Source organism: Fibrobacter sp. UWR3 (assembly GCF_900143055.1).
Classification (GTDB): Bacteria; Fibrobacterota; Fibrobacteria; order Fibrobacterales; family Fibrobacteraceae; genus Fibrobacter.
Genome location: NZ_FRCW01000007.1, coordinates 86,070 through 107,192, shown reverse-complemented (window position 1 = coordinate 107,192; position 21,123 = coordinate 86,070). Strand labels below are relative to the sequence as shown.

The 21,123-nt window shown below is 54.7% G+C and carries 15 protein-coding genes; 7 read left to right on the top strand and 8 right to left on the bottom strand.

Translation table 11 applies throughout. The annotated features are described in order from the left end of the window. The first annotated feature begins 61 nt into the window (after window positions 1–61). The gene (locus tag BUA44_RS10425; RefSeq protein WP_072811709.1) at window positions 62–1,234 is read left to right on the top strand and encodes an acetate/propionate family kinase; all 1,173 of its coding nucleotides are present in this window, start codon (window positions 62–64) and stop codon (window positions 1,232–1,234) included. Window positions 1,235–1,410: 176 nt separating this feature from the next. On the opposite strand, the gene BUA44_RS10420 is transcribed toward BUA44_RS10425, so the two are convergent. From BUA44_RS10420 to BUA44_RS10405, 4 genes are all read right to left on the bottom strand, one after another. After that, window positions 1,411–4,101: a tandem-95 repeat protein gene (locus BUA44_RS10420; protein WP_083579587.1), complete on the bottom strand. Its 2,691-nt coding sequence runs from the start codon at window positions 4,099–4,101 to the stop codon at window positions 1,411–1,413. A 126-nt stretch (window positions 4,102–4,227) separates the two neighbouring features. After that, window positions 4,228–6,141 (bottom strand): ATP-binding cassette domain-containing protein, encoded by a 1,914-nt coding sequence (locus tag BUA44_RS10415; protein WP_072811705.1) that lies wholly within the window; start codon window positions 6,139–6,141, stop codon window positions 4,228–4,230. 105 nt (window positions 6,142–6,246) lie between these two features. Next, window positions 6,247–7,425: a sialate O-acetylesterase gene (locus BUA44_RS10410; protein ID WP_255370526.1), complete on the bottom strand. Its 1,179-nt coding sequence runs from the start codon at window positions 7,423–7,425 to the stop codon at window positions 6,247–6,249. A 4-nt stretch (window positions 7,426–7,429) separates the two neighbouring features. Continuing rightward, a complete protein-coding gene (locus BUA44_RS10405) occupies window positions 7,430–8,956 on the bottom strand; it encodes a glucuronyl esterase domain-containing protein (protein WP_072811702.1) in 1,527 nt (508 codons plus the stop codon). Between the two features lie 660 nt (window positions 8,957–9,616). On the opposite strand from BUA44_RS10405, the gene dcm reads away from it, so the two are divergent. The 3 genes from dcm (at window position 9,617) to BUA44_RS10390 (ending at window position 12,995) form a co-directional block, all read left to right on the top strand. Then, window positions 9,617–10,909, top strand: a complete 1,293-nt coding sequence (gene dcm, locus BUA44_RS10400; protein WP_072811700.1) for a DNA (cytosine-5-)-methyltransferase — start codon at window positions 9,617–9,619, stop codon at window positions 10,907–10,909. 4 nt (window positions 10,910–10,913) lie between these two features. After that, on the top strand, window positions 10,914–11,666 hold the full coding sequence (locus BUA44_RS10395; protein ID WP_072811698.1) for an NgoBV family restriction endonuclease: 753 nt from the start codon (window positions 10,914–10,916) through the stop codon (window positions 11,664–11,666). Window positions 11,667–11,861: 195 nt separating this feature from the next. Then, window positions 11,862–12,995, top strand: a complete 1,134-nt coding sequence (locus BUA44_RS10390) for a BamA/TamA family outer membrane protein (protein WP_097036297.1) — start codon at window positions 11,862–11,864, stop codon at window positions 12,993–12,995. A 135-nt stretch (window positions 12,996–13,130) separates the two neighbouring features. Here the strand turns inward: BUA44_RS10390 and BUA44_RS10385 are convergent, their stop codons facing one another. Next, window positions 13,131–13,523 (bottom strand): NADH-quinone oxidoreductase subunit A, encoded by a 393-nt coding sequence (locus tag BUA44_RS10385; protein WP_072811696.1) that lies wholly within the window; start codon window positions 13,521–13,523, stop codon window positions 13,131–13,133. Window positions 13,524–13,590: 67 nt separating this feature from the next. Between BUA44_RS10385 and BUA44_RS10380 the strand changes: the two genes are divergently transcribed. After that, window positions 13,591–14,469, top strand: coding sequence for an FISUMP domain-containing protein (locus BUA44_RS10380; protein WP_176495137.1), 879 nt, complete (start codon window positions 13,591–13,593; stop codon window positions 14,467–14,469). A 109-nt stretch (window positions 14,470–14,578) separates the two neighbouring features. On the opposite strand, the gene uvrC is transcribed toward BUA44_RS10380, so the two are convergent. Then, window positions 14,579–16,501 carry an excinuclease ABC subunit UvrC gene (gene uvrC, locus BUA44_RS10375; RefSeq protein ID WP_072811692.1) on the bottom strand — a complete coding sequence of 641 codons (1,923 nt, stop codon included), beginning with the start codon at window positions 16,499–16,501 and terminating at the stop codon, window positions 14,579–14,581. 139 nt (window positions 16,502–16,640) lie between these two features. Here uvrC and BUA44_RS10370 point away from each other — a divergent pair, with 139 nt between their 5' ends. Both BUA44_RS10370 and zapA read left to right on the top strand, forming a co-directional pair. Then, a complete protein-coding gene (locus tag BUA44_RS10370; protein WP_072811691.1) occupies window positions 16,641–17,573 on the top strand; it encodes a hypothetical protein in 933 nt (310 codons plus the stop codon). A gap of 43 nt (window positions 17,574–17,616) precedes the next feature. Then, window positions 17,617–17,928, top strand: coding sequence for a cell division protein ZapA (zapA, locus tag BUA44_RS10365; protein ID WP_072811689.1), 312 nt, complete (start codon window positions 17,617–17,619; stop codon window positions 17,926–17,928). Between the two features lie 196 nt (window positions 17,929–18,124). Here the strand turns inward: zapA and BUA44_RS10360 are convergent, their stop codons facing one another. Both BUA44_RS10360 and BUA44_RS10355 read right to left on the bottom strand, forming a co-directional pair. After that, window positions 18,125–18,943: a hypothetical protein gene (locus tag BUA44_RS10360; RefSeq protein ID WP_072811687.1), complete on the bottom strand. Its 819-nt coding sequence runs from the start codon at window positions 18,941–18,943 to the stop codon at window positions 18,125–18,127. A gap of 124 nt (window positions 18,944–19,067) precedes the next feature. Next, window positions 19,068–21,056, bottom strand: coding sequence for a glycoside hydrolase family 30 protein (locus BUA44_RS10355; RefSeq protein ID WP_255370525.1), 1,989 nt, complete (start codon window positions 21,054–21,056; stop codon window positions 19,068–19,070). Window positions 21,057–21,123: the final 67 nt, after the last annotated feature.

The following is a 21,123-nucleotide window of genomic DNA, read 5'->3' as shown; positions in this document are numbered from 1 at the left end:
AAATTTGGCGCTCAATCTATCGTCTATCGTCTATCGTCTATCGTCTAAAAAGGAAACTACAATGCGCGTACTCGTTCTTAATTGCGGCAGCTCCTCGGTCAAGTTCGCCGTTATCGACACCCAGACCAAACAGTCCATCGCCAGCGGCCTCGTCGAAAATATCGGCGTGAACGGCCACGTGAAGGCAAAGGGCCCCGAAGGCAACATCGACTTCAATTTCGACTGCCCGACCCACGCCGAAGCCGTCGCCGAGGTACAGAAGTTCCTCGCCGAACAGAAGCTCACCGACACGATTGAAGCCATCGGCCACCGCGTGGTGCACGGCGGCAAGTACGTCAAGAGCGAGAAAGTGACGCAGGAAGTCATCGACTACATCCGCAGCATCACGCTGTTCGCCCCGCTGCACGAACCCGCACACGCCACCGGCATGGAATGCGCCACCAAGTTCTTCCCGGGCCTCCCGCAGGTCGCCGTGTTCGACACCGCCTTCCACCAGACCATGCCGCGCAAGGCCTACCTCTACGGCATCCCCTACAAGTTCTACGAAGAAGACAAGATTCGCCGCTACGGTGCACACGGTACAAGCCATCGCTTCGTGACCGGCGAAGCCGCCAAGATCTTGGGCAAAAAACCGGAAGACTGCTGCTTCATTACCGCTCACCTCGGTAACGGTTCCAGCTGCTCCGCCATTTTGAACGGCCAGTGCGTTGACACCACCATGGGCTTCACCCCGCTGGAAGGCCTCATCATGGGTACCCGTTCCGGTAGCCTTGACCCGGCCATCCTCTTCTTCATCAGCAAAAAATACGGCTACGATATCGACCGTCTTGACAAGCTCGTGAACAAGGAATCGGGCCTGCTCGGCCTCTCCGGACTCTCTAACGACATGCGCACCCTGACGCAGGCCGCAAGCGAAGGCCATGTGGGCGCACAGATTGCCCTCGAAACGTTCGCCTACAGGCTCACCCGCGAAATCGGCGGCATCGCCATGGCTCTCCCCCGCATCGACGCGCTGGTATTCACCGGCGGTATCGGCGAGAACAGCAAGCTTGTCCGCAAGATGGCGATGGACAACCTCAAGATTCTCGGCTACCAGATCGACGAAGCCCGCAACGAAAAGAACGGCAAGGAATCCGGCCACATCATTAGCAAGGACGGCACCCCGACCGCGATGGTCGTTGCGACGAACGAGGAACTCCTCATCGCGCTGGATACTGAAGCGCTCGTTAAATAGCAGTAACCGTGAGCAACAAGCCCCATGCGTTAAGCTGAGGCGGTTGCGAGAGTGAGCGCCAACCCCGCACTTGTTTTGCTGATTCTGGCGCGAACGGTCTGAAAAGGCCCCGCACATTCGCGGGGCTTTTCACATTTATAAAAGATCCCCGCCTGCGCGGGGATGACAAATGCAGGTTACTTAATCGTCCAGGTCTGCTTGTTGACCATCAGGATCTTGCGGCCCTGCACCTGAGCGGCGGCGTTACGCACCTGCGCTTCGCTCACCGGGAGTTTGGCCTTCCACATCACGCGGCCCTGCATGTCGAACATCATGGCCAAACCGCGATTCGCAAGGATAGCGTTCTGCCAGCCCATCTTCGCCGGAGCGGCCACCTGCGCGATACCCGCGTTGGGGTCGAACATGAACACGAGCGACTTCGCGATAGATGCAGCGCCGCCTTCGTCGGTCGCCATCACCTTCACGATGTACTGCACGTGGTTCTGCAGGTACTGCGTCTCGTCCTTGAGCGTAATGATCAGGCTGTCGCCCTCGACCGTCGCATTCAGGAACCTGTCAACAGAGGTAACGGACATCACGAGCACGGAATCGTCCGGATCCTCGAACAGTTCGAACACGCCGAACGCCTTGCGCCAGCCTGCTGCAGGCACGGGAACGGTATCGGTCGCACCGCCGATGCGCATCGGCTTGTCGTTGATGCAGGACACCTTGACCGGGAGCTTGAACGTAGTCGAAGCCTTGAGGGAATCCGTCGCAATCACGTCGATAAACGATTCTCCGCAGGCATCCTTCACGGAATGGACCGTCATGGCAAACGAGGCATTCATGGTCACGGACACGATGCTGTCGGGACTGCTCACCGCGTAGGTCATCTTGGCGGTCGGGCCATCCGGGTCCTCAAACCAGGTCTTGACTTCGGTCGCCTTGAACGTGATGCCCGTCGCGAAATCTTCCTTCAGGGCGAGGAGCGCAGAGCCTACCGTATCCGCAGCGACAATGACCGGGGCCTTGTTCTTGTACGTGACATTCAGCACGACAGTCGCCGCCTCGGATTCCTGGCCCTCGGCATTCCTGATAACGTAGGTAAAGGAATCCTCGCCCTCATAGTCGCCCGCCTCGTAGGTGAACGCGCCCGTAGTATCGACGGTAACCGTACCGTGTTCCGCCTGGGTCGCAAGAATCGCCTTCAGTGCAGACTTGCCGTCGGGGTTCACGTCGTTAACGAGCAGGCCCTTTGCCGCCGGGACAAAGTTCAGGGAATCCTGCACCACGTCGAAGGTATCGGCAAACGCCTTCGGAAGGTCAGGCACTTCCGTGACCGTCACGGGGATATTAAAGCTCACGGTATCCTTGCCGTCAACCGCAAACAGCTGGATTACGTCGTCGCCGTTGGCATCGGGCACCGCAGTAACCGTTATCACGTGGTTGGCACCATACTTCTTGTATCGAAGGTCAACAACACCCTTCAAGCTCCTTGCATTGACGGGGAAATCCGAACCTTGCACATCCGGATCGGAGAACACAATATTTGCCCCCGGAATAATCAAATCGAAAGTGGGGAAATCCTCAACCACGGCAATGCCCTTTGCAAAGTTGGCTGCCGCCTCATCCACGATATCGCCAATGTAGATAGTCGAATCAACTATGGTGACAGTTGCCGGGTCATCGACATTCTTCACCTTGATGGTGACCGTAGCAGGTTCACTTTCTGCACCGCCGTCATCGGTAATGGTGTAGGTAAACGTATCTATTCCGTGGAAATCAGCATTGGGAGTGTAAGTGAACACGCCCGTTATAAGCGAAGATACCGTCACTTTACCATTTTCCGGTTGGGTATATTTATACAACTTGAATCCATCATCATCGGCATCATAGTCGTTATCCAGAAGTCCCACCGAAGCCTTCAGTTCTGAATCCTCGACTGCTTCGAAGGTATCGGCAACGGCAACGGGAGCGTTAGCGCGGTCAACCAGGGTAGCGGTAATGCTGTACGTAACGGAAGCGGCAGCATCGCTCGCGACGAAAGTAACCTTTGCCGTGGCACCTTCTGCCGGGTTCGGCACGCTACCGAGCATGGCGACATCACTCAGGGAGTAACTCTTTTTACCCGTGAGGTCAACGAGGCCCTCGCCAGCAGTCAACACGATGTTCAGATTGTCTTCATCTGCATCCTCGAAAATATCCTTGAAGGCGACCTTGAGCGTATCGCCTTCCAAGAGTTCAGCCACATCGTCCGCCTCGACGCCCGTCTTGAGGGTCGGGGCGTGATTCGAACACGAACTGCCGAGCGTGATTGCCGCAATATCGATAATATTCGTGTTGCCGTTGCCTGTCATCTTGGCCAGTGCGGTCTTGTAACCGAACTGCAGGCCCGTTTGCTTTGTCAAATCAAGCGCGACAACCGTCGTTTCGTCGCCCCAGTCCTCCTGCTTGGCATCCGCAAAGGCGATAAAGAGCGTATCGAGACTCGATTGCGCAGGCACTATGACGCCGTTGTAGTTATAGTCCTTGACGGAGGACTGCTTGAAGTCCATGCGGAAATCGAATGTCGACTTGTAGGTGAGGCACACGCCCTTGTAGGCGCTCAGGTCTATGGCGGCATCCTTCGCCTTCCAGGCAACACTTACGCCCGCAGAGGATTCCACGGTCTTGCTCACGATTGCCGTAATCCTCTTGGATGTACTGGTCGTAGAGGTATCGATATCCACCGCCGTGCTCTTTTCCGGGCTCTTGTAGGGGTACCAGCCAGCCGGCGGGATTTCGCCCTTCGTGTACTTGCCGTCGACAAAACTCATCACGGTCGTGACGCCAGCCATCGACATCCCGGTCAACGCAGCCAAAGCAAGCATAGAAAGTTTCATATTCATAACTCCTCCTCTCTAAAAAGGCTATGAGTAATATATGTAATATAAAAATAAACAATCCCCTCCGTTTTTGCAACAGCGAAACCCCGCTTTTGCAGCGATTTTTATAGACATATCGTCAATAATGTGCTACCCGCCGAGCAGGTCCAGCTCTTCGTAGCGTTCGTAGGCCTTTTCAAGCTCGGATTCACGGTCCGCAATCTCTTTTTGTAGTTCCACGATGCGTTTCGCGTCGGTATAGACTTCCGGCTTGGCAAGTTCCGCCTGAAAACCGGCAATTTCGGCTTCCAGTTTCTCGATTTTATCGGGAAGTGCGGCATATTCGCGCTCCTCGTTGTAGGAACGTTTCTTCTTTTTTGCCGGATTTTGCGAAATTTGAGCATTTTGAGCGGATTGCAGGTTCGCGGAGGCGCCAGACCTTTGAGAATTCGCCCTTTCTTCAGCAATTCTTGCTGCATTGGCCGCTTCTTTTTCGCGAATCTTGCGGTTATTCTCGTAATCCGTGTACCCGCCGGTCGCCTCGAACACGTTTCCGTCCTCTTCTATGGCAAAGATGCCCGTAGCGAACGAGTCCAGGAAGGCACGGTCATGGCTCACGGCGATGACGGTGCCGTTGTATTCGGCGAGGAGGTCGGCCAGCAGGTCGAGCGTTTCCATGTCGAGGTCGTTGGTGGGCTCGTCGAGCACCAGCACGTTGCTCGGGTGGCTGAACAGGCAGGCGAGCATCAGGCGGGCGCGCTCGCCGCCACTCAGGGCACTGATGGGGCCGCGGGCGCGTTCGGCCGAAAAGAGGAAATCCTGCAGGTAACTCAGCACGTGGCGCCGCACGCCGTTCATCGTGATATACGCCTGACCGTCCCCGATGTTTTCCACGAGGCTCTTGTCTTCGCGGAGGCGGGCCCGCATCTGGTCGAAGTATGCCACCTGCAGGTTGGACCCGAGCCGCACCTCGCCCGAATCGGGAGCGATTTCGCCCAGGATAAGCTTGAGGAGGGTCGTCTTGCCGGAACCGTTCGGGCCCACGATGCCTATGCGGTCGCCACGGGAAACCTCGGTCGTAAAGTGCGATATGAGGGGGGCGCCCTCGTAGGCGAAACTCACGTCGGTGAGGCGCGCCACCATGCGGCCCGAGCGTTCGGCCTCGGTAATCTGCATGTTCACGTTGCCCGTGCGGGTGCGGCGGGCGGCGCGCTCCTCGCGCATGCGGATGAGTGCGCGCACGCGGCCCTCGTTGCGGGTGCGGCGCGCCTGGATTCCCTTGCGTATCCAGACTTCCTCTTCGGCGAGCCGCTTATCGAAAAGCGCGTTCGCCTTCTCCTCCTCCGCAAGCGCCTGGTCCCTGAACTGCACGAACTTGTCGTACGGGAAGTCCCAGCCGCGTACACGCCCGCGGTCGAGTTCGAAAATGCGGGTAGCCGTGCGCCGTACAAACGCGCGGTCGTGACTCACGAAAAGTACCGCGCACTCGAGGCGGGTCACGATGCCTTCCAGCCACTGGATGGCGGGAATGTCCAGGTGGTTCGTGGGTTCGTCGAGCAGCAACAGGTCCGGGTCGCTCGCGACCGCGCGGGCAAAAAGCACGCGGCGCTTCTGCCCTCCGGACAAGCTATCGAACTGAGCATCGGGCGCGATGCCCGTCTTCCCGAGAATCGCTTCCGCATGCGCGTTGCGAATCTCGGAGTCGGCACCGTTTAATTCAACCTCGTTTGCAGCCGCGCCGTTTAATGAAGCGCCATTTAACGCGCGAGCTAGAGATGCGCCGGCTAAAGATGCGCCGCCCATCACCACGTCGCGCACCGTGCCTTCCATGTGGGCGGGGATTTCCTGCACCATGCGCGAAACCCGCAGGCCCGACTTCTTCACGATATCGCCGGAGTTGTACTCCATCTCGCCCGTCAATATCTTGAGCAGTGTGCTCTTGCCCTCGCCGTTACGGCCCACCAGGCAAATGCGGTCGCCCGCCTCGATATCGAACGAGACGTTATCTAAAAGCGGCGGGCCGCCAAAGCGGAGGGTAATATTCTGTGCGGAAAGGATGGGCATCAACACAAAATTAAAAAAATTACCGCACTGTCATTAAAAAAGATGCCGCGCTTTCCTGCACGGCACCTATCAAGGAATAAGTCTGGCCGTAATCTATCGCACCGCCTAGAATCCGGTGACGTTGAACGCCCTGGTCATAAGGCGCATACCCGAAGCACTTTCGACGACAGCGAGGACGCGGCCCGCACGAATTTGCGGCATGGCGCCGCCCTGCGCACCAAGCACGCCGAGCAAGTTGCCCTGCATATCGAACAGCCTGACCCGCGCACCGGCAGGCGCGCCGGCAACCGCGAGGAGTTTGCCAGTAACATGCATCGCAATGCCCGAAGGAGTTTTTACGCTGCGCATAAAATCCGGTATGGAATCGTTCGTCGTCGTATCCTGCGCAGAAGTATCGGCAACCGTGGTGTCGGCAGAACTCGTATCCGGAGGCGGTTCCTGCGACTTGAGAATCTCGAGCATCGTCTCGGCGTAGCGCTTGCCGAACGTCTCGTAGCCCTCGCGCGTAAAGTGCAGCGTGTAGCTCGCCTCCTTCAACGCGGGGCAGCCCTGCGCCGAAATTAGGTGGCCGTTCGGGATAAGGTCCGCCGCCTGCTTCACGGCATCGTTACGCCAACCCAAATCGCCCGTGGGCGCAAGTTCGCCAATGAGTATCGGCGTCTTTTCCGGGTCGAGCTCCAGTTCGGCAATCAGGTCGTCGTACACCTTCTTCACGCGCTTGGGCCAGTCGTTCATCTGGTAGTCCGCTTCGCCCTGGTGGAACAAGAATCCCTTGATGACGCCCTTCTGCTTCGCGATCTTGCCCATCTCGACAATTCGCTTGTAGAGGTCTCCGCCGTATTCGTCCAGGTACTGGATCCACCAGGTATCACCCTTGTTCTTCGCGTTTTGCACGTAGGCCTTGTTGCGGTCCTTGTCGAACAGGTCTATGCTCTGCCCGCCAATCGCAATATTCGCCACCGCTACCTTGATGCTGTCCGGGAGGTTAGCCACCATGGTGCGCCCGAAGATATCGGCGATGCCCACCTTGGACTGGCTATGACCCATCGGGGGTGCCGCCGGGTAGAACTCGCCCACCTTCTGGTTCGAATGGTTCGCCGCGCGCAACACGAGGAATCGCGGGTCCTGCACGCGGTCCTTGTCGGTAACAGTCGCCTGCCCCGACATGTTGGATTGCCCGTAGGCCAGGTAAATATGGAGGTTCGGGTCTTGCGCAAGGCATGCCGTGGCAAGGAGCCACACCACGAAAAACATCGCCTGCGCAGTCAGGATTACTTTGTTCATATTTCTAGAATCCGGTATTAACGATAGCCTTTGTCATGAGACGCACGCCTGCAGCACTTTCGACAATGGCGAGGAGCCTCCCCTTTGCCTTCGGGAGGTCGCCGCCGGTCGCACCCAGCGTCGCCACCACGTTACCGCGCACATCATAGAGTTTTACGATTGCTCCGGCCGGAGCGCCATTCACCTCGATGCGGCCCGCCGTCACGTGCATGCCGATTTTCGGCAGAGCGATGCGCCCGTCACCACAGGACGTAATCGACGTATCGGTCACGGAGGTATCGGGCCCAGCAACAGAAGTATCCGGGATCGACGCTTCCTCATACGGGAGATTCGGCGTTTCCCAGTCAATCCAATCGCCATAGTTGTCAATCTTGAATCCCTTGCCGTTCGTGGGCTTCACGTGGATATCGGTATTGGCATCCTTGTTGCGGAGGAACTTGTCCACGAACGCAGTCACGGACTTGGTCTGGCTCGATGCCGCCTGGCAATGCTCGTGACCGCCGGTAAAGTCGAAGCCGATACGGTCCTCGATACCCATGGCCTTCCACACCTCGGTCGCCGCCATCATGGACTTGTAGCCCGACTCGTCACCCAGCCATTCGTAACCGGGGTTGCCGAGCGCGATCACCGCGCGCGGGGCAATCATGGCGATGAGTTCGTGGTGGTCGTGCGGGAGCTTGTACGGGTCCTGACTCTTCAGGCTCTGCATGAACCAGCTGTAGTTCGTATTGTCAATCTTCTCGATGTTCGTGCCGCGGCTCGCGAAGTCTGCGGAAGTGCGCCACGAGTTGATGCCGCCGCCACCCGATTCCTGGGCGATGGTAAGCGTCACGCGTTCGTCGAAGGCGCCTGCGAAGAGCGCCATCTTGCCTGCATAGGAGCAGCCTGTGACAGCAATCTTGCTCATGTCGAGGTGGTACTGGTCGGCAATCTGCGCAAGGCCGTCAATCAGGCGGCTTACACCCCAAGACCATGCGGAATAGTCGCCGTTCTGGTTCTTGTTGCCGTAGAACTTGTAGAAGCCCACGTTCGTGTCCTTCTGGCCGTTCATGGAATATTTCGCCACCTGGTCGTGGCTGAAGGGCACCTGTACAAAGCCGCTGAACAGGCTAGAGGAAAGCGAACCCGTGCCACTGTTCATGCCGATGATAATCGGGTGCGGCCCGTTGCCGGAGGGAATGCTGAACTTCGACGTAATCGTCATCGTCTTGCCGCCTTCCTTGACAGTGACCGTGAGGGTGCCACCGCTGTAGGTGGCGCTCACGTCGGAAGGAATCGGCTTGTCGCCAATCTCGTACTTCTCGATATCCGCCTTGATCTCGTTACGGCGCTTGCTCCAGTCATCGAACTTGGTGACCTTCGTGCCGTCGTGGAATTCGAACGGGTTGGGAAGTTTCTTGTTGGATTTTAACTGGCCTGCCGTAGCTCCCAGGTCCTTGCCCCGGTTCTCGACATCGTAATTGAGCGGCGCCTGTGCAGCAACCGCAGTGCACAGCCCAAAGGTAAGGGCCGCATAAATGATACCTTTCATTCTTGCTCCTTTACCAAACACCCTGAACCAAACCCATCATAATATATATTAAAAAAAGCGAAACCTCGCTTAGCGCGGGGCGCGTTCCATTTACAAAATGTAAACGGGGGAACAGGAAAAAAGAAAATTGTCTTCAATTCTCCCCAATATTTATGTATATTTTTCTCCAAAATAGGGTTTTCTCTTATTCTCAGCTAGAAATCTCGACAATTTCCAGATATAGAGGATAGGACGAACGCTCACGTCTGCGGCAAATCTCTTTGCCGTATCGTTTTTGTTGAAGGCAAATTTCATTTGTCTTTTAACTTTACGGCCTTTATGGGGCGTGAGTTGTTTGTGTATATTTGTATCGGGCAGTCGAGAGCCTCTAGCTGATAAGCGCATTCAACTCCACGCCTTTTTGTTTTCAAACAGACTGGAATGATGCTGAACAAGAGTTAACTCAAATTAGAGTTTTACTCTTGTTCTTAGCTAGAAATCTCGACAATTTCAGGTACATAGAATAAGACAACAACTCGCAACACCCACTTTATCATGTGGGCGTAGTATGTCTAGCACATTCCATATGCGCTAGATATTGTGCATGTATGTTGTTCTTTTGAAAAGTCGCGGTTAAAGCTCCAACGAGAGTGGCTCGTTCACTCTTGATGCGGAGCAGAAATGACTAAAAAAAAGAGCAGCAAAAACACCAATGTAATCAAATTCATTGATTTATTTGCCGGCATCGGTGGCATTCGAGCTGGATTAGAATCAGCCATCCATGAATGTGGCTTTGTGTCAGAATGCGTTTTTACCTCAGAAATCAAGCCACACGCAATTTCAATACTAAAACAAAATCATCCTAATGAAAAAATCATTGGTGACATTACCAAAGTTGACGCCAAAGACATCCCCGATTTTGACATTTTATGTGCTGGTTTTCCTTGCCAAGCTTTCTCGGCTGCCGGAAAAAGAGAAGGCTTTGCTGACACACGAGGCACGCTCTTTTTTGACGTAGAACGGATTTTGAAAACAAAAAAACCAAAAGGCTTCATTCTTGAAAATGTTGAGGGCTTAGTCAATCACGATAAAGGCCGCACTCTTCAAGTAATTTTATCGCATTTAGAGGACATTGGATACAAGGTTTCATATAAAGTAATAAACTCTAAAAATTTCGGAGTTCCACAGGAACGCAAGCGAATTTATATTACTGGCACATTCTCAAAGAAAATTTCTTTAGATGATTTTCCTTTAGAAAGGAAAAAATTATCAGATATTCTAGAAAAAGGGAAACCCACCGAAGATAGTAAGTTTATTCGCCTGCTTTTATCAAAATTCCGTATAGACGAACTGTATGGAAAATCTATAAAAGACAAGAGAGGAGGAAAATCAAACATCCATAGTTGGGATTTAGAAATAAAGGGAAAAACAACCAAAGAGGAAAGAAAACTTCTTGACAAAATCCTAACCGAACGAAGGAAAAAGAAATGGGCAGAAATATACAACATTGACTGGATGGACGGAATGCCTTTGACAGAGGAAATGATTGCTAGTTTTTACCCTAGCAAAAAACTAACATCTCTTTTAAACGGCCTTGTAAAAAAAGGGTATATTGTTTACGAGCATCCTAAAAAGAAAATTGTAGAGAACGGAGTATCCTATAGAGAGTATGATACTAGTCTACCTAAAGGTTACAATATTGTTGCCGGCAAATTAAGTTTTGAAATCAACAAAATACTAGATCCAAATGATATAGCCCCAACCTTAGTAGCCATGGACATGCAAAAACTTTACGTTGTAGATGACGGGGGACTTCGTAAATTTACATTACGCGAAGGTCTACGATTGTTCGGTTATCCAGAAAATTTCAAGTTTGATATTAATGAAAAAAACGGTTTCGATCTACTAGGCAACACTGTTGTTGTTCCCGTTATCAAAGCAGTTTGCAAGCGCCTTATTTCAAGCATTAGGTAATACAATGAGCAAAGCAAACGAAATATTTGACCAATTGAAAAATGACTTCGGATTCAATGGCGCATCCGGTTCAGTCCAGTTCTCATTAAAAGATTTCAACATAACTGTTGATCAAAATAATATTATTGGCAATATCTTGGAGGAATGGATAGCCAAATGGCTAGACAGCAAAGGCATTCCCAACATTCATAATCTAAAGCAGGAATCCCCTGACTTTTGGCTTAATCCAAATAATCTTTCCGAAGATTGGCTCGAAATTAAATCTTTTACGGGATCACCTAATTTTGATATTGCTGCCTTTAGAAGTTTTATAAACCTCATCATTGAAAAGCCATACAAGTTACAATCACAATATCTTCTTATCAAATATAAAATGGAAAACGGCGTCGTCACCATTGAAGATTTTTGGCTTAAAAAGGTTTGGGAAATCAGTTGTACAAGTAGTAAATTTCCTCTTAAGGTTCAATATAAAAATAAGACCATTGTCAACATTCGTCCCGCAACATGGTATTCTGAAAAAGCAGAATATCCTGTCTTCGAATGTCTAGAAGACTTTTTATCCGCTCTAGAACAAACAATATACAAATACCACGAAACAAATTATCTAGCAGAAACCTGGTCAGAAAAATTAGTTAGTAGTTACAACAAATTTTATGGGATAAGGCTTAATATCCCTAGATGGAATGATATAAAAATCAGGTACTTTAACGATTCTGACGTTCCCATATTAAAATGCAAAAAAGCCGCCGGCGGTTAAGCCGACAATTAAAAACATACTTTAGTAATTAATAAAGCATACGGCCATCAAGTTCGGGAACTATAATATCGGTAACACGGGAAATGTTCTAATGTTCCCACTTTATATGCTAATGTTCTTGGACCAGCATCAACACCATCAAAATAACTATGCAGTAACCTTGAAAACAAGGTCTTAATTACTACATTATAATATGTGAGACGACTTGCCAAGACCATAGCCGCCGCGGGCCTCCTGCTCGCCCTACCCGCATTCTCCGCTACGGATAGCGCGGCACCTGCGGATTCCGTGGCAGTGCAGGCCGACACCGCCACTGCGGACACCTCGCATTTCCAATGGTGGAGTGCCGTGCCCGTACTCGGGTACACCGAGGAGACGGAACTGCAGTACGGCGCGATGGTGAACTTCTTCATCCCCTCGTCGTTCAAGGGCGGCAACTCGCAGGAGATAGACATCGCCGCCTACGGTTCTACCCGCAAACAGTTCCAGTTCGCGGCCACGCCCTATTTTTACCTCGCGCACGACCGCATCTCGGGCTGGCTCGACTTCCGGTACCAGAACTGGGTGGGGCATTTCTTCGGCATCGGCAACGATGTCGACATGGACGACTACATCAGCTTTGACCGCGAGACGTTCTTCTTCATGGCCCTCGTGGAATCGAACCTCGGGCTCCCCCCTGCGCTCCAGTTCTTCCGCTACGGCATGGTGCTCGACATCAACCACAGCACGATGGAGTTCAGGGAATACGATGGCGAAATCGCGCTCCCCGCAAACCCGAACGGCTGGCGCACCGCCCTCGGGTACCACCTCACGGTAGACACGCGCGACAACCCCAACTGGGCGCGCCACGGCATGTACCTGCAGTGGGAACACCGGTTCTACAACGACGCTCTCGGCGACTTCAGCTTCACGTACCAGGAGCTAGACCTGCGCACCTACGGCGAGACCATCTGGAACACCTCCATGGCGGTTGGCCTCATGTGGCAGCGCTCCGACGGCGACGTGCCCTTCGAGTACATGGCGGGCCCCGACGGCATCAAGCGTTTCCGCGGCGTGGAGACAAAGTACTTCCGCGACAACCAGGCGCTCATGATGCAGGTGGAACTCCGCAAGACATTGTTCTGGCGACTCGCCGGCGACATCTTCTTCGAAGGCGGCAAGGTCGGGCCGTACTTCAGCCAGCTGCTGCGCAACGAGTGGCACCGTTCCGTCGGGTTCGGCGGCAAGTTCGCGCTCAACAAGAGCGAACGCCTGTACGCCCGCGCCGAGTTCTCGTGGGTGGACTTCAAGAGCCTCGGCATGACGTTCTACTTTAGAGAAGCTTTCTAGAACTACTCGCGGCATTTTCCGGTGATTTAAATCACGGTGTAAAAAGGGAATTTTGAGCCTTTCTGTATACAGAAAAACGCGGACTCCCGGTGGAATCCGCGCTTTTTATTTTGAGATAGAATAGCTTGAAAGGCCTTAGTCCTTGATGCTCGTCCAGTCGAGCACGCCCTTCTTGTACAGGTAGATGTAGCCCGCTTCGAGGATGAACAGGAAGCCGAGGAGCACGAACAGGAGTTCCCAGCCGCCCGCGAGGAACTGCACCGTCCACGGGTAGAGGAACGCCACTTCCAGGTCAAAAACGAGGAAAAGCATGGCTACCATGTAGTATTTGACGGGGTAGCGCTCGTTCGCCGTGCCCGAAACGTGGGCAAGGCCGCACTCGTAGGCGGAACCCTTGATGAGGACGTTCTTCACCTTGCCCGGGTGCAGGAACCAGTTGGCAAGGAGCAGTATGGACGGGATGCAAACCGCCATGATGACCAGGATGGTCATGGCGAACGTGGTGTCGAAAATTTCAACATTGCTCATAGTGATAGAAAATATAGTAAAAAACTTTTTTCTGTTAACTCCCCGAATTGTAAAGTATATTTGGAGCATGAAACGAATCATTTTAAAAATGGGCGTTTTGGGTGTGTTTTGTTTAGTTGCTGGCTGTTCCGACGACGGGAGCACCAGTCCGTTACAGCCAGTCGCCGATAACGAAACGGAGTCCTCCTCCGACAAGGCAGTCGACAACAGTTCCTCCGGCACTGCACCGAGCAGCGCTTCCTCGACTAAATCGAGCGCAAGCAAGGAAGGCGATTCCCAGGATACGTCCGTAGTCCACCAGCAGGTGGTGATTACCGATTCCGGCACCGTCGAGGGCAGCACCTATATCAGTAGCGGAGTGTTCTGCTGGACCGAAGGCTGCGAGGCCAAGTACGCGTCCTCCTCCTCGGCTGCTCCCCAGTCCAGCGAAGGCAAGATCGTGATTACCGAATCCTCCTCGTCCGCGGCACCCCCTCCGGTCGTGGAAGGGAACACGCTGAAGGATAACCGCAACGGCAAGAGCTACAAGCTGCAGAACGCCGCGGGCAAGCTCTGGATGGCGGAAAACCTGAACTTCGAAACAGCCAACAGTTTCTGCTCTACCGAGGGTGGCGAAGACTACTGCGCCAAGTACGGGCGCTACTACACCTACGCCGCAGCCCAGCGAGCCTGTCCCGAAGGCTGGCGCCTCCCGACAGTCGCCGAAGTAACCGCACTCGATAGCGAAGTTCCGCACGAGTGGTGGAGCGTGGGCGGAAGATTCAAGGTTGCCGACGGCAAAGTTACGGAGTACGGCCTGGAAAACGAACAGGGCTACATCTGGATCCAGGCCGAGGGTGAGAACAACTCCTTCCGCGTCAAGAACTACAACGATAGCGACCTTCACGAGCTACAAAAAAGCGACGGTAACGAACGCGCCTACAACGTGCGCTGCGTGCAGAACTAAACCTGTAAGGGAGATCCCCGGTCAAGCCGGGGATGACAGTTTAAGGGTCCGCTTTTAGCGGACCTTTTTTTGCATGCAAATTGTTCCGGGAAAAAACTGCGCCGAGGGTCTACATGTCCGCGGGCGGTTCCTCATTTGCGTCAGAGCCGAGCGGTTGTCCAATAAACTTGGCACAGTACTCTGCGACCTGCTCGCGGACGCTGTTCCCGCGCACCTTCCCCAGCAGGTCAACGATATCCTCGAGCGGCGCGGCCATGAACGCCTCCGCACTCTTGTAGCGGGAAAGGATTTTCACGCGGGTCTCATGCCCCACGCCGGGCATCTTGAGCCATTCCACTTCCAAATCCTTCTTGCGCTTGCTCCGCTGGTACGTGATGGCGAAGCGGTGCGCCTCGTCGCGGGCATTCTGCAGGAGTTTCAACGCGGGGCTCGTGCGATGCAGCACGATGCTCTTCCGGTCGTCGGGAAACACGATTTCTTCGAGGCGCTTCGCAAGCCCGATGAGCGGCAAGTCCTTGTCGTGCCCGAGTTCCTTCAGAATCTGCATGGTGGCATCCACCTGGCCCTTACCGCCGTCGCATACCCACAGGTCGGGCATGGGCGTACCTTCGTCTTCGAGCCTGCGGATGCGTCGCGTCATCACCTCGCGCATGCTCGCGAAGTCGTCCACACCCGTTACCGTCTTGATGATAAACTTGCGGTAGTTGCTCTTGTCGGGCTTGCCGTTCTTGAAGGCGACGAGACTTGCCACCGTGTTCGTGCCCGAGAGGTGCGAAATGTCCACGCACTCGATACGGAAGGGGGTCTTCTTGAGGCCCAGCACCTTCTGCAGTTCAAAGACGCTCTGGTCGATTTCGCTGTACTTCTGCACCTCGGCGCGCATCTCCACCAGAATCATGTCGGCGTTCGCGCCCGCAAGTTTCAGGAACCCGAGTTTCTCGCCACGTTGCGGGTTCGTGATTGCCACCTTGTGGCCCGCCTTCTCGGCAAGGGCCTGCGCGAGCGGTTCCGTATCCGGCGAGTCTCCGGCAATGCCGCCCTCGTCGCCCACCCCGAGGGGAACGTCGGTCGCGATTTCGCCCGGGATAAACTCCACGTCCATGTACCACTGCAATAGCATCTGCCGGAAAATCTCGGTCTCGTCCTCTTCCAGCTTGCATTCCAGGCGGTAGTGGCGGCGCCCGCAGAGCACGCCGTTCCTGTACTCGAAAATCACTGCGGCCGCCATCGTGCCGTTCCGGCGGAGGCTCAGCACGTCCATGCACAGGCGCGCATCCGTCACGTCGGTCTTCTGGTGCACGCCCGTAGCCTTCAGGGCCTGGATGGCGTCGCGCTTCTTCATCGCGGCCTCGAAATCCAGCCGGTCGCTCGCCTCCTGCATTTCCCGTTCCCACTGGGCAATCAGGTCGTCGCGTTTCCCGTTCAACAGCATCTGCGTCTGGAGAACCGCCTGGTGGTATTCCTCCTGCGTCACGAGCCCCGCGCACGGGGCGCCACACCGCCCTATGTGGTAGTTGAGGCAGGGCCTCGCGGGCTTTGCCAGCGGGAGCTTCAACTTGCACTCGCGAATCTTGAACAGGCGGGCGGCAATGTCCTGCAGCTGGCCTATCATGCGGGAATTCATGTAGGGCCCGTAGTACTGGCAGCCGTCCTTGCGCACCGCGCGGGAAAGGAACAGCCTCGGGAACGGCTCGTTCACCGAGAACGCGAGGTAGGGAAAATGCTTGTCGTCCTTCAGCAGCACGTTGTACTTGGGCGTGTGCTTGCGGATGAGGTTCGCCTCCAGGATTAGCGCCTCGGACTCGCTCTCGGTAATAATCCACTCGATGTCGCGTATATAGGGCAGCATGAGCGTCGCGGCCCGGTGGCCGTTATGCTCGCTCCCGTCGAAGTAGCTCCTCACGCGGTTCTTGAGCACCTTCGCCTTGCCGATGTAGATAATCTTCCCCTGGGCGTTACGCATGATGTAGACGCCCGGCAACGCGGGGAGTTCGGCAAGCCTGCGCTCGATATGTTCGCTAACGGGAATCACTGACCTACAAGGTAAAATTTATTCCGCCCCGACATTTCTCGCATTACCATAATTTTTATGATTTTTTTCGTACTTTACCGCTTATTTTTTTATATATCTTTTTATGGGTGATTCACACCCCCTGATCACGGAGCAATAAATGAACCTAGAGAACATCAATCTCCTCTCGCAAAAGGTCGATGGCGTCCTCACAACCGTACGCAACCTGCGGCAAGAAAACGCCACCCTGAAGCAGACCCTGGCAACCAAAGAGGCCGAAATGCAGGACAGGAACCTGGTCCTCGAGAGCCTCAACAACGAAATAAACGACTGCAAGGCAGCACTCCAGGCCCGCGCCAACCAGGCCGCCGCCCAGGACGAGGCGATAAACCAGAAACAGGGCGAGATTGACGGGCTCCGTGGCGAACTCGACAGCGCGAACGCCAAGATTACCGACCTGCAGAACATGCTCGACCAGACGAACGGCAACCTGCAGAACGCGAACGAGAAGATTTCATGGCTCGACGCCGGCATCAACGAGAGGGACGAGAAGCTGAACGCCCTCCAGAACGACTGCATGGCATCCAAGGCGAACGAGAGCATCCTGAACCAGAAAATCGAGGAACTGAACCGCATCATCGCGGAGAAGGACAACCTGATTGCCGAACGGGACAACGCCATCGCCGAGAAGGACAACGCGATTGACGTGCTCAACACCGAGAAGGCGAGCCTGAACGAGACCATCCAGGCGCAGGGCGAAGAAATCCGCGAGGCACAGGAACGCTTCAAGCAGATGGTATCGACCATCGAGAACGAACTCGGCACCGAGATTCCCGTGGACGTGGCATTCAACGAGCAGCCCGCCGCACAGCCCGAACCGGCCGCCCCCGAGCAGGTCGCGGAACCCGCGGCAGAAGAAGTTGCTCAGCCCGAACCTGAACCGGTCGCAGAACCCGAACAGGTTGCGGAGCCCGAATCGCATATCGTTCCCGCAGAAGATGAAGAAGATATTATAGAAGTACACCCCGCAAATGAGAAGGAACCGGACCTTTTCGCGAGCGCAGGAGGCTCGCAACCCGGTTTTTTCGGCTAAAATGGCTGATGGATGACGATCCATTCGGCGTAGGAATGAAATAATGGTAGAAGTCAATACACACAGGTCCGTAACCGTAAACGTCGGAAGCGAACGGCTGACGATAAAGACCGACCTTCCCGACGGGGATATCAAGGAAATCGTTGACTATATCGACGAACGGTATAGCAGTTACGAGCGTTACAACCTCGAAACCGGCAAGCGCATGGCACTGCTCGCTCTCGAAATGTGCGAGCAGCTGTTCGCGCACCGCAAGATGCTCCACGAGATAAAGGTCGAACGCGACGAACTGAACAACGCCATGAAGGAAATGTCCGCACTCCTCGAAGAAGGGCAGGAAGTCAGCAGTTATTAGTCTTTTTACAATTTCATGACAAACAAAATGCAAAATATGGCTATTAGCCTATTGCATCTGCCCCTAAATTAAGGTATATTAAAAACATAGGCATCGCACGGATTAACGCCCGATCTAACAAGATATAAACAGCTCGTGGCTCTTGTGGTCTAGTTTAGGCGCGCATCGACGTGAAAAACGAAGCACCAAGGCACTGCTATCTTTCAGAAATAGTAGTTTCGAGTGTTCCACCGTGGCGGATGCCTTTTTTTGTACCCAGAATCAGCATGAGCTGGGCCGGAACGTACACCCACCATACAAAGTTGTTCGCAATTTCCGCAACCGCCTGCAGGGCGCTGTGGTCTTCGCCCGTAATCAGCGCGAGGCCCACGAGGACATCCCCGAAGAAGAACGTGACCATGCCCCAGCGGATGAGCTGCGCGTTTACCGCCGGGAAGTAACCGTTGCGCGGGGCAAGGAAACCCACGATTAGCGACGTGATGACAAAGATGCCGTACACGACGACAATCACGAGCGTAATGTTGTCGAGCGTAGGCTCAACGATTTTGCCACCAAAAAGCGCTCCCGTAAAGGCCGCCACCGGAATCAGCAGGAACTTGTGTACCTTACCGGGCTTTGTATCTGTTTCCGACTTGCGCGTATGCCTGTGAATAAGCACCACCTGGAACATGATGAAGAACGCAATCCCGAGGATGTTACTGAGAGCGCGCTCGTCCGGTGCAAAGAACTTGACCATGCTGAAACTGAAATCGGCGAGAAGCGAGAAGATAAAGGCCATGCGGAGCGTCTTTGCATCGAGCTTGGAAAACGAGTCGCGCGAAACGAGGAACGCCATCACCGTAAGGAGGAACGACATCGAGAACTTGGTGAGCAGCTGGAGCGAGCCCGCATCGACAAGGCACTGGTTCACTGCGCCGCAACCGTAGAAGTCGAGCCAGTCCTTGCCCGTAGTGACGGCAAGCAGAATCGCAATCAGCCCAAATACAACCCTTTGCGCAGTGTTCTCCAAAAACATGCGCTAAAGTATAGTAATTAGTTATTAGTCATTAGTCATTGGTTGTTAGTTATTAGTTACTAGAAGATGCGGGAAGGCAAGTGTTTGTCGCGGGCAACGGGGTTGCCGTTGCCTGTATATACCGCTATTCCACGCGGATCTTGCGCACGGACTTGCCGGCACGGAGCAGGTACACGCCCGCATTCAGCGCGCGTACCCTTTCCTCGCGCATACTGCCAATGAAATGCCCCTGCACGTCAAAGACCTGCACCGTAGCGCCGGCACCGAGCAACGGGCATGCAGGCGCCCCGCCCGCAAGGCCGCGCAATCCGATTGCAGTCGTGGAATCGTGCGACGACGTGTCCGTAACGCTGGTGTCGTTCACGCTCGTATCGGGTTCCACGAAGGGGTGAGCCGGATCGTCCACCACCACCTTGAAGGTCACGGAGCCTTCGCAGCCCGATGCGTTCGTGTGCACCGCCTTGTAGTAGCCGCTCATGGTGCCGTCCATCTTGCTGATGTGGATTTCACGGTTCGTGGAGGTAAAGTTGTTCGGGCCACTCCACACCCAGCGTCCGCCTTCCCACGGGTGCGGGCCAATCGAGAGCGAGTCCCCCTTGGAAAGCGAGATTTCGGTCGCGGTGGACCAGCCCTCGTTATTGTTGATTTTCGAATACGGGATGATGGAATCCGGCTTGCATGCGCCACCTTCGGCGCCTTCGATCACCATCGTGGTAATCGTGTTGGACTTCGCGGTCATCGAAAGCGCCTTGCCCGAAACCACGATATCGGATTGCTTGGTGAGGCTGCCCGGCAATTCAAATCGCACCACCTTCGCGCTCGTGCCAATCTTCACGAACTCGCCCAGGTCGAAGCTGTACTTCACGTCGCTAGAACCGCTATTGCGCACGATAAGCACCAGCGCTCCCTCGGGCGAGAGCGCCGCGAGCGTGTTGCCGTTGTCGCTATCGATAATGCGCGAACCCGGACGAATGTAACGGCTGAATGCGGCGTGCATGTAGTAACGTGCATTCGGGCTGAAAGTCTGCTTGCTGTGGTTCAGCGCGAGGCTACGCCAGTTCTCGGCCGGGTCGCCAATCTGCCAATCCACCCAGGCGCTCGCCTTCATGTCGCGCAGGTCTGCAAGAATCACGCCCGCCATCCAGAGCGCAATGTTCTCGTCGCCGCTCTTGTGAAGCGGGCCCGTCTCGGACTGCCACACCTTCTTGTCTTTCGCGAACGCCGCATTGAAAAGTTTGGCGCGGTTATCGCCGCCGGAATAGCTGTGCGTGTTCACCTGGAACATGTAAGAAAGCGCTTCGCCGCTGTACTTGTTGAACTGGTTCAGGGCATCGCCGATGTTCGTCTCGTCGGCAGCACTCACCGAAGTCTCGGGGAACAGGCCCTTCTTCTGAAGCGCCTTGCCGAGTTCCACAATCATCTTCGTCTGGTTGTTCTTGAAGCCGCAACCTTCCTGACCGCCGTTCGCCTTCCACCAGCCGGCACTCGGCTCGTTGAACGGTTCCACCGTGCGGAACGTGATTCCCCATTCCTTCTTGAAGTGCAGCGCCACTTCGGAGAGGTAGTCCGCGAAGTCGTCGAAATAGTCTTCCTTGAGGTTGTCGCTGCCGTCGCTAGAGCCCGAGACGCAGCCGCTCTTGGTCATCCACCACGGGGGCGAATTGCTGAACGCCTCGAATATCGGGCTTTTCACGCGCTTGGAAAGTTCAATCGCAATCGTGCGCTGGTAAGGGTCCGCCGTCCAGTCGTAGCTTCCCTTTTCGGTAGGCTTGTAGCCAGGAACGTTCGCGCCGCCGTCGCCCTTCGTGAGGTGATTATGGCCCGGCTGGTCGCCGCCACCGATATTGTAGCGGAAAATCGTATAGCCCAAGCCCGTATCGGGGTCGGCAATCGCACCCAAAAGCTTGCTGCGGTTAGCCTCGCTCCAGGCGCCCGCCTTTACGGCCCACCAGCAGAGACTCGTGCCCCAGCCCTCGAAAACCTGGTATTTTTTGCCAGGGTCGACAACGACCTTAGTTTGTGCATGTGCGGGAGAAACGATACCCGCGAGGCCCGCGACAAACGCCGCCATCGCCAGAGCCGCACCGGATACTCCAAAATTCCTTTTTTTCATAAACCAATCCCTTTCTTGCGCCATGTTATTTTACATGGCCTGATTATAAATATACCCTAACAACTGG

What these genes read in the sequence shown, in the direction of transcription:
- BUA44_RS10425 (WP_072811709.1), top strand. Translation starts at nt 62, where the DNA reads ATGCGCGTACTCGTTCTTAATTGCGGCAGCTCCTCGGTCAAGTTCGCC.
- BUA44_RS10420 (WP_083579587.1), bottom strand. Translation starts at nt 4,101, where the DNA reads ATGAATATGAAACTTTCTATGCTTGCTTTGGCTGCGTTGACCGGGATG.
- BUA44_RS10415 (WP_072811705.1), bottom strand. Translation starts at nt 6,141, where the DNA reads ATGCCCATCCTTTCCGCACAGAATATTACCCTCCGCTTTGGCGGCCCG.
- BUA44_RS10410 (WP_255370526.1), bottom strand. Translation starts at nt 7,425, where the DNA reads ATGAACAAAGTAATCCTGACTGCGCAGGCGATGTTTTTCGTGGTGTGG.
- BUA44_RS10405 (WP_072811702.1), bottom strand. Translation starts at nt 8,956, where the DNA reads ATGAAAGGTATCATTTATGCGGCCCTTACCTTTGGGCTGTGCACTGCG.
- dcm (WP_072811700.1), top strand. Translation starts at nt 9,617, where the DNA reads ATGACTAAAAAAAAGAGCAGCAAAAACACCAATGTAATCAAATTCATT.
- BUA44_RS10395 (WP_072811698.1), top strand. Translation starts at nt 10,914, where the DNA reads ATGAGCAAAGCAAACGAAATATTTGACCAATTGAAAAATGACTTCGGA.
- BUA44_RS10385 (WP_072811696.1), bottom strand. Translation starts at nt 13,523, where the DNA reads ATGAGCAATGTTGAAATTTTCGACACCACGTTCGCCATGACCATCCTG.
- BUA44_RS10380 (WP_176495137.1), top strand. Translation starts at nt 13,591, where the DNA reads ATGAAACGAATCATTTTAAAAATGGGCGTTTTGGGTGTGTTTTGTTTA.
- BUA44_RS10370 (WP_072811691.1), top strand. Translation starts at nt 16,641, where the DNA reads ATGAACCTAGAGAACATCAATCTCCTCTCGCAAAAGGTCGATGGCGTC.
- zapA (WP_072811689.1), top strand. Translation starts at nt 17,617, where the DNA reads ATGGTAGAAGTCAATACACACAGGTCCGTAACCGTAAACGTCGGAAGC.
- BUA44_RS10360 (WP_072811687.1), bottom strand. Translation starts at nt 18,943, where the DNA reads ATGTTTTTGGAGAACACTGCGCAAAGGGTTGTATTTGGGCTGATTGCG.
- BUA44_RS10355 (WP_255370525.1), bottom strand. Translation starts at nt 21,056, where the DNA reads ATGAAAAAAAGGAATTTTGGAGTATCCGGTGCGGCTCTGGCGATGGCG.